We start from the raw sequence: 14,590 nt of genomic DNA on the forward strand, positions 1-14,590 counted from the left end.
GTCATTGGAACGCCCCATGTCACTCTTCACCCGCAGCACCGAGCTGCAGCGCTTCCGCCGCGGCGCCCTGCCCAGGATCGCGCTCGGCGTGCTGCTCGTCATCCCGCTCATCTACGGTGCGCTGTACCTCTGGGCCTTCTGGGCGCCCACCGAGCACCTGGACCGGCTGCCGGTCGCCATCGTCAACCTCGACGAAGCCGCCGAGAAACCCGACGGCTCCGTGCTCACCGCCGGGGACGAGGTGGTCGAGCAGCTTCGCGACGGCGGCGACCTCGCCTGGCAAGCGCTCGACGCCGACGCGGCCGCGAGCGCCGTCGCGGACGGCGAGGTGTACTTCTCCGTCACGATCCCGCCCGACTTCTCGCGCACCCTCGCCGGACTGCAGGAGGACCCCCGCGCCGGCGAGCTGGAGGTCCGCTTCAACGACAACAACTCCTTCCTGGCCTCCACCCTCGGCAAGCAGGCGATGGTGCAGCTGCGCGACGCGGTCGCCCGATCGACGACGGAGAGCGCCGCCGAGCAGCTGCTCGTCGGCGTCGAGCGCCTGAGCGACGGCACCCGTGACGCGGCGCAGGCGGCGTCCCGCCTCGACCAGGGCTCCGCCGCCGTCGCCGACGGCGGCGAGCGCCTCAGCGCCGGCCTCGGCGAGCTCGCGGACGGCACCGCGCAGCTCGTCGCGAAGGCCCCGGAGCTGACGGACGGCACGCACCGGCTCGCCGAGGGGCTGAGCGGCGCGCGCGACGGCAGTGCCCGACTGGCCGAGGGCGGCGGAGCGCTCGCCGCCGGCGCGGGCGACGCCGCGGAGAAGTCCGGGGAGCTGAGCGCCGGGCTCGGAAAGCTCGAGGAGGGGGCGGCCCAGGTGTCGGACGGCACGGCGGCCCTCGCGCAGGGCGCGTCGAAGCTCTCCGCCGGAGCCGGGTCCGCCGCCATGGGAGCGACCGCCGTCTCAGACGGCATCACCGCGCTCGCCGAGGGGCTCGGGCAGCTCTCCACCGGTGCGACCACCCTGCACACGAGCGCCTCCGAGCTCGCGGAGGGAGCCGCGAGCCTCGACGGCGGCGCCGCGCAGCTCTCCACCGCGGCCACGACCATCGCGCAGCTCGCCGCCGAGCACCCCGAGATGTCACTCGCGGACCTCGACGCCGCGCTGCAGGCGCAGGGCTCGTCGCTGCAGGCATTCGCGGACGGCGCCGCGTCGGTGGGCCAGGGCGCCGCCGCTCTCGACGAGGGGGCGACGGCGCTCGCAGCGGGAGCCGAGACGCTCGACGCCTCGGCGCAGACCGCCGCGCAGAGCGCCACGGATCTCGCGGACGGCGCCGACGAGCTCGAGACCGGCACCGCGGCGCTCAGCGCGAGCGCGGGCACGCTCGCCGATGCCGCGGCTCAGCTCTCGACGGGCGCGGGGACCCTCCACGAGAAGACCGGCGCCGCCTCCACCGGCAGCGGCAAGCTCGCCGAAGGACTCACCTCCCTCTCCGCCGGCGCGCAGACCGTGGCCGACGGCAGCGCCTCCCTCGCCGGCGGAGTGTCCCAGGCCTCCGAGGGCGCCGACGAGCTGGCGGCGGGATCCGGGGAGCTGGCGGGCGGCGCCGCCCGGCTCGACGCGGGCGCACAGCAGGCCAGCGAGAAGTCGGCCGAGCTGGCGACGGGCGCGGACCGGGTGCACGAAGGCGCAGGCGCCTTCGCCGCGAAGCTTGCCGAGGGCGCGCAGCAGGCCCCCGAGCTGGACGCCGCACAGCGCACGGGCATCGCCGAGACGCTCGCGGCCCCGGTGCAGCTCGACGAGCACACCGACAACGCCGTGCAGGGCTTCGGCGAGGGATTCGCCCCGTTCTTCATCGCGCTCGCCTCCTTCGTGGGCGCGCTCATCACCTGGCTGATCCTGCGTCCGGTGCCGCGCCGCCCGCTCGCCTCGAACGTCTCGGGCCTGCGCTCCGTGCTCACGGGCTTCTGGCCGGCCGCGCTCATCGCGGTGGGCCAGGTGACGATCATGATGCTCGTGCTGGTCTTCGCGATCGGCATGCGCCCCGCGCACTGGATGGGCATGGCCGCGTTCATGCTGCTGGTCACGCTCGCGTTCCTCGCGCTGCAGCAGATGTTCATCGCGCTGCTGGGTACCGCCGCGGGCCGCGTGGTGAGTCTCGTGCTGCTGATGCTCATGCTGTCGTCGTCGGGAGGGACGTACCCGGTCGAGACGACGCCCGCGTTCTTCCAGGCCCTGCATCCGTACATGCCGGCGAGCTACGTCGTCGACGGCCTGCGACAGCTGATCGGCGGCGGGATCGACGGCCGGTTCTGGGGGGCGCTGCTCGTGATGGGCGGGATCCTGATCGCCTCGCTCGCGATCAGCGCGATCGCGGTGCGGCGCCAGAAGGTCTGGACGATCCAGCGCCTGAAGCCTCAGCTGGTGATGTAGGAGGCCGGTGGCGATCCGGTGTAGGCTTCGCGGGTTCGGGATCGCGGCGCGGTCCCGGACCCGCGAATGAGGGAGCGATCCGGGGGGACTCGCGCACCGTGCGGCGGCCGGAGCGGTTTCGCCCCGGCCGCCGCACGCGGGAGGATAGGGGCATGGCGCGGGTGAACACGAGGCAGGCGATCGTCGAGGCGGCGGTGCGGGTCGCCGCACGGCACGGCATCAGCGGCGCCTCGATGGATCAGATCGCCGAGGCGGCGGGGGTCGCCAAGGGCAGTCTCTACTACAACTTCGCCTCGAAGGACGCGATCTTCGAGGAGGTGATGCGCGGCGGCTTCGCGCGGCTCGCCGCGGCCATCGATGCCGCCCGCGAGGGCGTGGATCCGGCCGCCGCCCCGCGCGCGGTCGGCGCGGCGACCCTCGAGACGCTGCGCGGCAATCTCGACCTGGCGAAGCTCATGGCCTCGGAGGTGTTCCGCACGGATCGCACCTGGGCCGAGAGCATGGAGCTGGCGCGGACCTCGGTCGTGGTGCGGCTGCGCGATGTGCTGCGGGCGGCGGCGGCCGCGCGCGGCGACGCCGAGCGAGCCGCCACGATCTCGGAGACCGCCGGAGCCGCGTTCTTCGGCTCGCTCGCGGGCGCCTGTCTCGACTGGCTGCTCTTCCGCCCCGATCAGCCGCTCGACGCCGTGCTCGATCAGCTGCTGCCGCGCTGAGCCGCGCCGCAGCGGAACGCGCGGCCGGAAACGCGCGGGGCGGCCCGGGATCGCGCGACCCCGGACCGCCCCTGGGCGCTCGCCGGCTACTCGGAGAGCAACGCCTGGATGCGGCGCACGCCCTCGAGGAGGGCCTCGTCGCCGAGCGCGTAGCTGAAGCGCAGGTACCCGCTCGGACCGAAGGCCTCGCCGGGCACCGCGGCCACCTCGGCCTCGGAGAGGATCAGCTCCGCGAGTTCGAGCGAGGTCTCGGGCGTGGTGCCCCGGATCTCGCGTCCGAGAGCGCCGCGCACGTCGACGTAGGCGTAGAAGGCCCCCTCGGGCGTGGGGCAGACGAAGCCGGGCACGCGGTTCAGCTCCTCGACGATCGTCCGGCGACGGCGGTCGAAGGCGAGGCGCATCTCCTCGATCGGCTCCTGGGGCCCGGTGAGCGCGGCGATCGCGGCGCGCTGGGCGATGTTGTTGACGTTCGAGGTGAGGTGGGACTGCAGATTCGCGGCCCCCTTCACGATGTCGGCCGGGCCGATCATCCATCCGAGACGCCAGCCGGTCATGGCGAAGCTCTTGGCGACGCCGTTGACGAGGATCGCGCGCTCGCGCAGCGCCGGCGTCGCCTCGACGATCGAGAGCGCCCGCTCCCCGCCGTAGCAGAGGTTCTGGTAGATCTCGTCGGCGATCACCCAGAGGCCGTTGGCCTCGGCCCAGTCGCCGATCGCCTTCGTCTCCTCGGGCGAGTAGACGGCGCCGGTCGGGTTGGACGGCGAGACGAACAGCAGCGCCTTCGTGCGCTCGGTGCGTGCGGCCTCGAGCTGCTCCACGGTCACCTTGTAGCCCTGCTCCGAGCCCGCGAAGACCTCGACCGGCACGCCGTCCGCCAGGCGGATCGCCTCGGGGTAGGTGGTCCAGTAGGGGCCGGGCAGCAGGACCTCGTCGCCCGGGTCGAGCAGCGCCTGGAAGGACTGGTACACGGCCTGCTTGCCGCCGTTCGTGACGATCACCTGGGCGGCGTCGACGGGCCAGCCCGAGTCGCGGGCGGTCTTCTCGGCGATCGCCTGCTTCAGCTCGGGGAGGCCCGCGGCGGCGGTGTAGCGGAAGTTCCTGGGGTCGTCGAGCGCGGCGCGCGCCGCGTCCACGATGTGCGGCGGAGTGGCGAAGTCGGGCTCGCCCGCCGCATAGCTGATGACGGGGCGGCCCTCGGCCTGCAGCGACTTGGCCTTCGCGTCGACCTTGAGCGTGGCGGACTCCGCGATGGCGGCGATCTTCTTCGAGAGACGGGAGTTGTGGGTCACCCTGCAAGCCTACCGCCGCCGGTGCGTCGCGAGCATGCCGGCTGGGCCAGCCGGCCGGAGAGGGGGATCCGGCCCCGCCTTCGACGCGCGAGGCGCCGCGGCCCGGTTCGACTTTCGCCGGTGGATCGCGTACAGTGAGACGAGGTGATTGACTTTCACCATAATCCACTGTGCCTGCGGGCCAGTGTTGAAAGTCGCCAGATCTCCATAGGGCGGTGGCGCAATTGGTAGCGCAGCGGTCTCCAAAACCGCAGGTTGCAGGTTCGAGTCCTGTCCGCCCTGCAGATCCCGCCCGGTGCTTCGGCACCGGGCGGGTTACGTGAAAGGACGTGCGAGTGAGCAGCAGCGAGGTCGAGGAGAGCGGCGGCCTGGTCGAGCGCGCGAAAGCGGATCGCGAGGCCAAGCGCAACTGGTTCAGCCGCATCATCCTGTTCATCCAGCAGGTGATCGCCGAGCTGAAGAAGGTCGTCACGCCGACCCGCAAGGAGCTCATCAACTTCACGATCGTGGTGATCGCCTTCGTCATCATCATGATGGCCCTCGTGTGGGCTCTCGATCAGGTGTTCGGCTTCATCACCGTCTTCATCTTCGGAACGCCGCTCGGCTGATCCACGGCCGCAGCGACCGAGTCCGATCCCGAATCCAAGGAAAGCAAGTGCAGATGTCCAGCGAGAACAGCAACACCCCCGAGGCCGATCTCGAGTCAGCGCTCGACGCGCTGGTGCAGTCGGCCGACCCGGTTGCTGACGCGGCCGTGGAGGACGCGCTCGACATCGACTCCGCCGAGGAGGCCGCTGCGGCGGCCAGCGCGATCGTCGACGAGGAGGTCGAGGAGGAGGCCGAGGCCGCCGAGGACCCCTACAAGGCCTTCAAGAAGGATCTGCGCCGCCGCCCCGGCAAGTGGTTCGTGATCCACACCTACGCCGGCTACGAGCGCAAGGTGAAGTCGAATCTGTGGAACCGTCGCGAGACGATGGGCGCGGTCGACGACATCTACGAGATCCAGGTCCCCATGGAAGAGGTCATGGAGGTCAAGAACGGGCAGCGGAAGATGGTGACGCGCGTGCGCATCCCCGGCTACGTGCTCGTGCGCATGAACCTCACCGAGCACACCTGGTCGGTCGTCCGTCACACGCCGGGCGTCACGGGCTTCGTGGGCAACGCGAACAACCCGGTGCCGCTGCGCCTCAACGAGGCCTTCGAGATGCTCAAGAGCACCGTGGAGCTCGAGCCCGCCGCCACCGCGAAGGGCAAGGCCGCGGCCAACGCCGCCGCGCAGGGCAACGTCGAGATCGACTTCGAGATCGGCGAGACCATCACCATCAAGTCGGGCTCCTTCGAGGGGCTGCCCGGGACGATCAGCGAGATCAACCCCGCGGCCGGCAAGCTGACCGTCCTCGTCTCGCTCTTCGAGCGCGAGACCCCGGTCGAGCTGAGCTTCGACCAGGTCACGAAGATGGTCTGAGCGGACCCCGTCCGCCGCATCGCGCTTCGCCGAACGCCCCGCTCCCTCCTCCTGAGGGGCGGGGCGTTCGCGTTCGCGGGCGGCCTCGCCCCGGCATGCGCCGCGCGGCTCGCCAGAGCGCCGGCGGCACCGTCGGCGCCGTCGGCACAGCTGGCGCGCAAGGTGCGCGATCGGCCGTGATCGGCTACGATGGTGTGGTTTGCGTCCGATCGCGCTCGCGCGCGTGCGATGCGAACGGCACCGCGACCGGAACGGCCGGGACAGCGGGAGAGCGGGGAGACCCGCTCGAAGGAAAGGAAACAGTCATGGCAAAAGCCAAGAAGGTGACCGGTCTGATCAAGCTTCAGATCGCAGCCGGCGCCGCCAACCCGGCGCCCCCCGTGGGCCCCGCGCTGGGTCAGCACGGCGTCAACATCATGGAGTTCTGCAAGGCCTACAACGCGGCCACGGAATCCCAGCGGGGGAACATCGTCCCCGTCGAGATCACGGTGTACGAGGACCGCTCGTTCACCTTCGTGCTGAAGACCCCGCCTGCTGCCGAGCTGCTGAAGAAGGCCGCCGGCGTGCAGAAGGGCTCCGGCACTCCGCACACCGTCAAGGTGGCGAAGGTCACCGCCGAGCAGGTGCGCCAGATCGCCGAGCAGAAGCAGGCCGATCTCAACGCGAACGACGTCGACGCGGCCGCAAAGATCATCGCGGGCACCGCTCGCTCCATGGGCATCACGGTCGAGTAAGGGGCTACGGATATGGCACAGAAGTCGAAGGCGTACCGCGCCGCTGCCGCGAAGATCCAGGCAGACAAGTTCTACGCTCCCGCCGAGGCCGTGGCCCTGGCGAAGGAGACCGGCTCCACGAAGACCGACTCGACCGTCGAGGTCGCCGTCAAGCTCGGCGTGGACCCCCGCAAGGCGGACCAGATGGTGCGCGGCACCGTCAGCCTGCCGCACGGCACCGGCAAGACCGCACGCGTCATCGTGTTCGCGGTCGGCGCTGCCGCCGAAGCCGCCATCGCGGCCGGCGCGGACGAGGTCGGCGGCGACGAGCTGATCGAGAAGGTGGCCGCGGGCTACACCGATTTCGATTCGGCGGTCTCGACCCCCGAGCTCATGGGCAAGGTCGGCCGACTGGGCAAGGTGCTCGGCCCCCGCGGCCTGATGCCGAACCCGAAGACCGGCACCGTGACCCCGGACCCGGCGAAGGCCGTGACCGAGATCAAGGGCGGCAAGATCGAGTTCCGCGTCGACAAGCACGCGAACGTCCACTTCATCGTCGGCAAGGCCTCGTTCTCGGCCGAGCAGCTCGCCGAGAACCTGAACTCGGTGCTCGAGGAGATCTCGCGTCTCAAGCCGTCCTCGGCGAAGGGCAAGTACGTGCAGAAGGGCGCCGTCTCGACGACCTTCGGCCCGGGCATCCCGCTGGACGTCTCCGGTCTGTAAAACGACCTTCTCCACAGCTCGCGCTGTGAGACTGAATGGCCCCTCCGCCCGCGCGCGGAGGGGCCATTTGTGTTCTAAACTGAGCGCTATGTCTGCGTTCTTCCGGGGTGGCGCGGAGTCTCATCTTGGCTGACGGTACGGCGGTGAGGCCTCCGCGGATTTCGGGCTTCAGTTACGTCCGCCCGCTCGGCGCCGGCGGTTTCGCGCAGGTGTACCAGTACGAGCAGGACATGCCGCGCCGGGTGGTGGCGGTGAAGGTGCTCGGCGAGGACTTCGCGAGCTCCAGTGCCCGCTCGGGTTTCGAGGCCGAGGCCGACGCGATGGCCCGGCTGTCGAGCCACCCGTCGATCGTGTCGATCTTCAGCGCGAGCGTGTCGAGCGACGGCCGTCCCTACATCGCGATGGAGTACTGCCCCGAGTCGTTCCGCGACCGCAGCCGAGGCAGCGCCGCGCCGCTCGACCAGGTGCTCGACGCGGGCGTGCGGCTCGCCGGCGCGCTCGAGACCGCCCACCAGTCCGGGGTGCTGCACCGGGACATCAAACCCTCGAACGTGCTGCTCGCCACGACCGGCCGGCCGGTCCTCGCCGACTTCGGCATCGTATCGCTGCGCGGGCAGATGCGCGGCGAAGGCACCAGTCAGGCGATGTCGATTCCGTGGGCGGCTCCCGAGGTCGTCTCCGGCGAGACGAGCGGCACGGTCGCGAGTGAGGTGTGGTCGCTCGGCGCGACCCTCTACACCTTCGCGGCGGGGAAGGCACCCTTCGCCAGCCCCGACGGCTCCCGCCAGTCGCAGGAGGCGCTGAAGAGCCGGATCCAGCGCGCCCGCTACACGCCGGTCCCCGGCGTCCGGGGATACGAGGCCTTCGACGCCGTGATCGCGAGAGCGCTCGCGAAGCAGCCGGAGCGCCGCTTCGCCTCGATGCGCGAGTTCGGCGAGGCACTGCAGCAGCTCCAAGCGCACTACGGCCTCGTGCCGACGCAGCTCGACGTGATCGAATCGGCCTGGGTGACGCCGCCCGCCGCGACGAGCGGCGTGCGGGGGCCGAGCATCTCGGCGGTGCAGGGCTCCGGACGTGCGGAGCGGCGCGCGGAGCTCGCCCGCCAGCGCGAGGCCACGGCCCCGCCCGCCCGCCGGCCGCGCCCCGCCGCGCTGCGCCCGGCGCTGATCGGGGCCGGCTCCGCCGCCGCAGTGCTCGCGCTGGCCGCGGTGGTGCTCGCGCTGATGGGGCGGCTCTGATGGCGCGCCGCGAAGCCCGGAGAGGCCGCGCCGCCCCGCCACGGGGCCGGGCACCCGGCGCGGCCGCCCGGCCGGCCTCTGCGGCGACGCCGCAGAGCCGCCGCTCGCGGATCGTGAGCTGGGTGTCGGGGCTCGCCGTACTCGCCGTGCTCGCCACCATCGCCGTCGTCGCCGCCGGCTACGATGCTCGGGAGACGCCGCGTGAGGAGCCCTCGGTGTGGGCGATGCGCAGCTCGGGTCAGTATGCGCGCGTCAACACGCTGACCGCGGAGATCGACACGGTGCGCACCGTCGAGGACCCCAGCGGGCTCGTGCAGGCCGGAGCGCTGGGCGCGGTGCTCACCCACGGCAACGGCCGGGCCTGGGGCATCGACGCCGCCCGCCCGGCGGACCTGATCGAGGACCGTGACGGGGCCGCGGATGCGGCGGACGCGGACTCCGCAGAGGCGGGAGGGGTGCGCACGGTGGCCGCCGAGAGCGAGGACGCGGGGGCGATGCGCCTTCCCGACGGCACGCGGGACGTGGTCGTCGCCGGCGGATCGGTGCTGTTGCGCTCCGAGTCCGGCGACGCGTACCTGAGCCGCCTGGACGCCTCGGCTCCCGAGGGGACGTCCTCCGCCGGGAGCGGGCCGGCGCGGCTCGCGCAGCCCCGGCTGCTCGACCCTTTCGCGCAGGAACGGGCCGAAGACGACGGCGGCGACGCGGGATCGGCGCCGGAGGCCTCGCGCCGTTTCTCCGTCACTGCGGCGGCGATCGACGACGCCGGAACGGTTGCGCTGTTCTCCGCCGCGGACCACGAAGTGCGCTGGTACTCGGTCGAGCGAGGTGAGTTCACCGGCGTGGACCGCGTGCCGGAGGAGATCGCGGACGAGCGCGCCCAGCTCGCCGTCGTCGCCGGCGAGTGGGTGATCTTCGAGCCGGAGGCCGGGCTGCTGTGGCGCGAGGGGGCGGGATCGCCGACGGAGATCCCGGCCGAAGGCGACACCCGGCTGCAGGCCTCGGCCGGGCCTGCGGCGGGCGACACCGTGCTGCTGGCGGACACCGCGGGCTTGTGGGAGGTGCGGGGCGGCGAGCCGGCACGGATAGCCGAGGCGTCGGGGGTCCCGGCGCAGCCGGTCGCCGTCGGCGCCGAGCGCTACGCGGCCTGGGTGGGGCAGTCGGGCGCACGCCTCTGGTCGGAGGAGGGCGAGCGGGATCTCGAACTCGACGACAGCGTCGAGCTGCCGGGCGACCCCGATCCGGTGATCCGGAGCAACGGGTCGAGCGCGCTGCTGTCAGAGGTGCAGACGGGCATGCTGTGGACCGTGCCCGACGGCCGGCTGATCCCGGTCGAGCAGTGGTCGATCTCGGATCCGCCGAAGGAGCGCGAAGGCTCAGTGGTCGTCGCCGACGTCACCGAGCAGGAGCCTCCGGTCGCCGTCGACGACGAGTTCGGCGTGCGGGCCGGCGAGCCCGCCCTGCTTCCGGTGCTGCTCAACGACTACGATCCGAACCGCAAGGACGTGCTCACGATCGTCCCGGAGGGGCTCGGCGAGGGACTGCCGCCCGAGTTCGGGCGCGTGTCGATGCTGCCCGACGGGCAGACGCTCGTCGTCGATCCCGAGCCCACCGCCTCGGGCAGCGCCCGCTTCAGCTACCGGATCACCGACGGCATCGCCGTCTCCGAACCGGCGAGCGTGCAGCTCACCGTCGCCGACCCCTCACAGAACTCCGCGCCGCAGTGGTGCCCCGTGCAGGGCTGCCAGCGCGAGTGGCCGAGCCCCGAGCTGGCGCCCGGCGGCACACTCGTGCTCCCCGTGCTCGAAGGGTGGGTGGATCCCGAGGGCGACCCGATGATGCTCGCCGACGCGGTGCCAGCGAACCCGGACGACCCCGTCCGGGCCCTCGTGACCGCGGACGGGCGGCTGGCCCTCCGACACGCGGACCCGAATGCGCCCGACGGAGAGGTGACGATCCGGCTGAGCGTCTCCGACAGCCGGGGCGCGACGACGGAGCGAGAGCTCGTCGTGCAGATCCGCAGCAACGCCCAGGCCGTGCTCGCCCCGATGGCGAGCGCCGTGCAGCTGGGGCAGCCCGCGGTGGTCCGTCCGCTGGCGCGCATCGTCGGCGGCTCCGGCTCCTACGCGCTCGTCGACGCCAGCGTGCAGAGCGGCAAGGCCGAGGCAGTCGCGAACCCGAGTGCGGGCACCGTCGAGCTGCGCGCCGGCGAGACGGGGGAGAGCATCGTCAGCGTCACCGCGCGCGACTCCGGCACCGGCGCGGAGATCGACGGGGTGATCCGCGTCACCGCGCGCGAGACGCGGACCGAGCTCGCGCTGCCCCCGATGCGCGCCTTCGTGCGGCCGCTCGCGGACACGACCGTCGACGTGCTCGCCGCCGTCCCCGGCGCGAGCGGCCGCGACCTCGTGGTGCGCGGCGCGGAGGTGCTCGACGGTGAGCTGCGCGCCGACGTGGTGGAGCATGCCCAGGTGCGGGTGTCGGGTGCGACGGGCGACGGCGAGCCGGGCCGCATCGGGGCCGTGGAGGTGCGGATCGCCGACGGCGGGACCGTCGCCTCTGGACGGCTCACCGTCTTCCAGGTGCCCGAGGAGAGCGGGGCCGGCGCGATCGCGGTCGCCGACAGCGCGACCGTGCGCGCCGGCTCGGTCGCCGACATCCCGGTACTCGACAACGACGTCTCCCCGCCCGGCCAGCGCCTCGTGCTGCACCCCGAGATCGGGGGATCCGGTGCGAAGGGCGAGCTCGCCTTCGCCTCGGGCAACACGCTGCGCTATCTCGCCCCGAGCGAGCCGGGCAGCTACACGCTGAGCTACACCACCTACGGCGCCAGCTCGCCGGAGGCGAGCGATGTGGGGCAGGTCCACGTGACCGTGCTGCCCCGCGACGGCAACCGCGATCCGCAGCCACGGCCCCTCACGGTCCGCCTGGCGCCCGGAGAGCGCGCGATCGTGCCCGTGCCCCTTTCCGGCGTCGATCCCGACGGCGACCGGGTGCGGCTCACCGGCGTCGGCGCACCCGACGACGCGCAGCTCGCGGCGACCATCGCCCCGCGCAGCGCCGCGATCCAGGTCGAGGCATCGGCGGAGGCGGAACCCGGAACACGCCGCGTCGAGTACACGGTCCGCGACGAGTTCGGCGGCGAGGGGACGGGGCGGCTCCGGATCATCGTCACCGAGGACGGAGGAGGCGCAGGCGCCCCCGTCACCTACAGCGACTACGTGCGGCTCGCCCAGGGCGGGGACGGCACCGCGGTGGTGCGTCCCCTCGACAACGACCTCGACCCCGCCGGTGGCAAGCTCGAGCTGCTCGAAGTGGTGCCGAACGTGGCCGGGGGAGCGGACTCCGCGGAGTACCGCAGGCTGGCCGGCCTGATCGAGCTGTCGCAGCTGGAGCAGGGGCGCGTGGTGGTGCGCGGTGGCGAGCTCGGCACCGTCTCCTACCGGTACACGGTGCGCTCGTCCGAGAGCCGCAGCACCGCCGACGGGCTCATCGTGGTGCAGGTGTCGGCGCGGGTGGGCCAGCAAGCGCCCACCGTGCGCGACACCGTGCTCTCCGCTCGCGACCGGGCGGAACTGGAGCGGGGCGGCATCGACGTCGTGACCGACCGCGTGAGCTGGAGCGCCGGAGACGTCGGCTCCCTGCAGCTGTCGGTGTGGGGGCGGGCCGCGCAGCGGTTCAGCGCCAAGGACGGGCGGATCACCGGACCCTACCGGGCCGAGGGCGACCTGGTCCCGTTCCGGCTGGCGGGCAAGGATCTGACGGGGGCGGAGGTGGAGAGCTTCGGCTTCCTCGTGATCCCGCCGCTCGACGAACTGCGGCTGACGCTCAAGCCCGGGCTCGCCCCATTGCGCGTCGAGGAGGGCAAGAACATCGAGGCCGCGCTCGCAGACATCGTCGACCTCGGCCCCGGAGACTCCGCCGAGCTGCAGACCGGTGGCTCCTTCCCCACGCAGCGCGCTCAGGCCTCATGCGAGGCGAGCGGGTCGGGGACCCTACGGTACGCGGCGGGCAAGGAAGCGCCATGGAACGACAGCTGCCTGATCTCGGTGAAGCTCACCGAGCAGCGCGCGTGGACGCGCCTCGCCGTGCCCATCGAGATCGTCCCGAACGAGCCGGTCGCGGAGCTGCAGCCGCTCACCCGCACCATCGCCCCCGGCGCATCCGAGACGATCGAACTCCTCGACATGGTCCGGTGGCAGGGCGGCCGCGAGGGCCGCGCCGGCGCGCTGAGCTTCCAGCTGAGCGGCGGAGGACGCAGTTTCGAGCTCGCCGCCGAGGGCTCGCGGCTCACCGCGCAGGCCCGCGCCGACGCCGTGCCCGGCGCTCAGGAGGCACTGACGGTCACCGTGAGCGGCGCGGGGGAGAGCCGCTCCACCCTCACGCTGCGGGTCGGCACCGCCGCTCGGGACGCGCCCCGCGGGGCGACCGTGCAGCTCAGCTGCACAGTCGGCTCCGACTGCAGCACCCGCGTGATCGGCGCCCCCGGCGAGTACGACCCCTTCGCGGGCAAGCCGGGCGGTGGCCTCACGCTCACCTCGGTGTCGGGGGGATCGTGCGCCTACGGCACGATCCAGGCCGCCGGCGACGCGGTGCGCGTGTCGTGGCCGAACGGCTCACGCGGCTCCGGCGGGCGCTGCACGGCGACCACCACGGTGACGGACGCGCAAGGGCGCACGGGGCGGGGCACCGTCGAGCTCGACGCGCAGGGCGTGCCCCGTGCACCCGCCGGCGTGACCCCGGTCAGCGCCGGCGCCGACAGCGTCACGCTCTCGGTCGCCCTGAGCGGCGAGGCCTCGCACCCGGAGGTCAGCGGCGTCGAGCTGCTCGCGGGCGGCACCCCCGTCGGCAGCTGCGAGCTCGCCGGAGGCCAGGCGAGCTGCCGCGTCTCGGGCCTCACCCCCGGGGAACGCCGCAGCTACACCGCGCGAGCGGTGAACGCGGTCGGCGCTTCGGAGGCGAGCGCCAACGGGGCGGTGACCTGGGCGTACCGTCCCCCGGCCTCGCCGAGCATCCGGGCCGAGAGCGTGCCGTGGCCGGAGAACACCAACCCCGGCGTCGGCAGGCTGCGCGTGCAGATCGGCGACAGCTCGGCCCCGACGCGCGTGCTCACCGTCGACGGCGCGGAGACCCCGATCCCCTCGGGCGGCCTGCTGGAGCTCCCGAGCGGTGACCACCGGCTGAGCGTCGTCGCCGCCGACAGCCCCGACATGATCCCGCCGGGCTACACCGGCTCGGACGGCGGCCGCGGCGAGGCGAACACGGCCGAGGCGCGCGCCATCGGGGCCCCGCGCCCGCCGGAGTCGGGCACCGCCGGCCTCTCCAACGAGGGTCCGGTCGGCTGGAGATTCGACACCTCCGGATTCAGCTCCAACGGCGGTGACACGCTGAAGTTCAGCTACGGTCTCGAACGCGGCCAGACACCCCCGTCGTGCACGGGTTCGCAGCAGAGCGCGAGCGTCGGCCTGCTGCCGTTCCGCTACTACACCGGCTCGGTGTGCGCGTCGAACTCCTACGGTCAGACGGCCGCCGTGCCCACCCCCTCGATCTTCACGGGTGGCGCGGTTCCCGCGCCCGCGCCCGCGAACTACACGATCGACCCCGCTCCCAGCACTGCCACCACCGACTCGTCGGTCGCCTACGGCGCAGTGGGACCCGATGAGAGTGCGATGGTCACGGTCGACGGAGGATCGATCGTCTGGGACGTCCCGGTCTCGGCGGTGAGCCCGGAATCGCCGAACGCTCGGGCACGGCAGTGCGTCGACGGCGGCAGCCGCTGCTCGACCCAGAGCACGACCGTGGGGCCGCCCTCCGGCCTCACCCCCTTCACCGTCACCTGGAAGGGAGACTGCATCGACCCGGCCTCCGACCCCGCCACCTGGGGTGCGTCGTTCACGATCACGGGCAGCCCGGGCGCGGCGCCGTCATTCGCTTCCTCCGGCGCCTCCGACGTCGTGATGAGCTGGCCCGGTGGCCCGTATCAGCCCGTGACCTTCACCGGAACACTCTGTTCGCCGGCCCCGCCCTCCGGCGGCT

At 72.8% G+C, this 14,590-nt stretch carries 9 protein-coding genes and 1 tRNA gene; 9 read left to right on the plus strand and 1 reads right to left on the minus strand.

Annotated elements, in window-relative coordinates; all coding sequences use genetic code 11:
• The first annotated feature begins 16 nt into the window (after window positions 1-16).
• Together B4915_RS12235 and B4915_RS12240 are read left to right on the plus strand one after the other, a co-directional pair.
• Entirely contained in the window at window positions 17-2,416 is a 2,400-nt protein-coding gene (locus tag B4915_RS12235; RefSeq protein WP_105806106.1) for a YhgE/Pip family protein, read from the plus strand.
• Window positions 2,417-2,568: 152 nt separating this feature from the next.
• A complete protein-coding gene (locus B4915_RS12240) occupies window positions 2,569-3,129 on the plus strand; it encodes a TetR/AcrR family transcriptional regulator (protein WP_105806107.1) in 561 nt (186 codons plus the stop codon).
• Window positions 3,130-3,215: 86 nt separating this feature from the next.
• On the opposite strand, the gene B4915_RS12245 is transcribed toward B4915_RS12240, so the two are convergent.
• The gene (locus B4915_RS12245; protein WP_105806108.1) at window positions 3,216-4,418 is read right to left on the minus strand and encodes a pyridoxal phosphate-dependent aminotransferase; all 1,203 of its coding nucleotides are present in this window, start codon (window positions 4,416-4,418) and stop codon (window positions 3,216-3,218) included.
• Between the two features lie 209 nt (window positions 4,419-4,627).
• On the opposite strand from B4915_RS12245, the gene B4915_RS12250 reads away from it, so the two are divergent.
• The 7 genes from B4915_RS12250 to B4915_RS14740 form a co-directional block, all read left to right on the plus strand.
• A tRNA-Trp gene (locus B4915_RS12250) sits at window positions 4,628-4,700 on the plus strand.
• 53 nt (window positions 4,701-4,753) lie between these two features.
• The gene (gene secE / locus B4915_RS12255) at window positions 4,754-5,026 is read left to right on the plus strand and encodes a preprotein translocase subunit SecE (protein ID WP_105806109.1); all 273 of its coding nucleotides are present in this window, start codon (window positions 4,754-4,756) and stop codon (window positions 5,024-5,026) included.
• Between the two features lie 53 nt (window positions 5,027-5,079).
• Window positions 5,080-5,883 (plus strand): transcription termination/antitermination protein NusG, encoded by an 804-nt coding sequence (gene nusG, locus B4915_RS12260; protein WP_105806113.1) that lies wholly within the window; start codon window positions 5,080-5,082, stop codon window positions 5,881-5,883.
• A 305-nt stretch (window positions 5,884-6,188) separates the two neighbouring features.
• Window positions 6,189-6,617 carry a 50S ribosomal protein L11 gene (rplK, locus tag B4915_RS12265; protein WP_105806110.1) on the plus strand — a complete coding sequence of 143 codons (429 nt, stop codon included), beginning with the start codon at window positions 6,189-6,191 and terminating at the stop codon, window positions 6,615-6,617.
• 12 nt (window positions 6,618-6,629) lie between these two features.
• Window positions 6,630-7,319, plus strand: a complete 690-nt coding sequence (gene rplA / locus B4915_RS12270) for a 50S ribosomal protein L1 (protein ID WP_105806111.1) — start codon at window positions 6,630-6,632, stop codon at window positions 7,317-7,319.
• Window positions 7,320-7,444: 125 nt separating this feature from the next.
• A complete protein-coding gene (locus B4915_RS12275) occupies window positions 7,445-8,557 on the plus strand; it encodes a serine/threonine-protein kinase (RefSeq protein WP_105806112.1) in 1,113 nt (370 codons plus the stop codon).
• Window positions 8,558-8,670: 113 nt separating this feature from the next.
• Window positions 8,671-14,590, plus strand: a 5,920-nt coding sequence (locus B4915_RS14740) for an Ig-like domain-containing protein (protein ID WP_245907493.1), incomplete at its 3' end; no start/stop codon positions are given.

This window comes from Leucobacter massiliensis, from assembly GCF_002982315.1.
Classification (GTDB): Bacteria; Actinomycetota; Actinomycetes; order Actinomycetales; family Microbacteriaceae; genus Leucobacter; species Leucobacter massiliensis.

Coding starts and splice junctions, on each gene's coding strand:
- rplK (WP_105806110.1), top strand. CDS start 6,189: ATGGCAAAAGCCAAGAAGGTGACCGGTCTGATCAAGCTTCAGATCGCA.
- B4915_RS12235 (WP_105806106.1), top strand. CDS start 17: ATGTCACTCTTCACCCGCAGCACCGAGCTGCAGCGCTTCCGCCGCGGC.
- rplA (WP_105806111.1), top strand. CDS start 6,630: ATGGCACAGAAGTCGAAGGCGTACCGCGCCGCTGCCGCGAAGATCCAG.
- B4915_RS12240 (WP_105806107.1), top strand. CDS start 2,569: ATGGCGCGGGTGAACACGAGGCAGGCGATCGTCGAGGCGGCGGTGCGG.
- nusG (WP_105806113.1), top strand. CDS start 5,080: ATGTCCAGCGAGAACAGCAACACCCCCGAGGCCGATCTCGAGTCAGCG.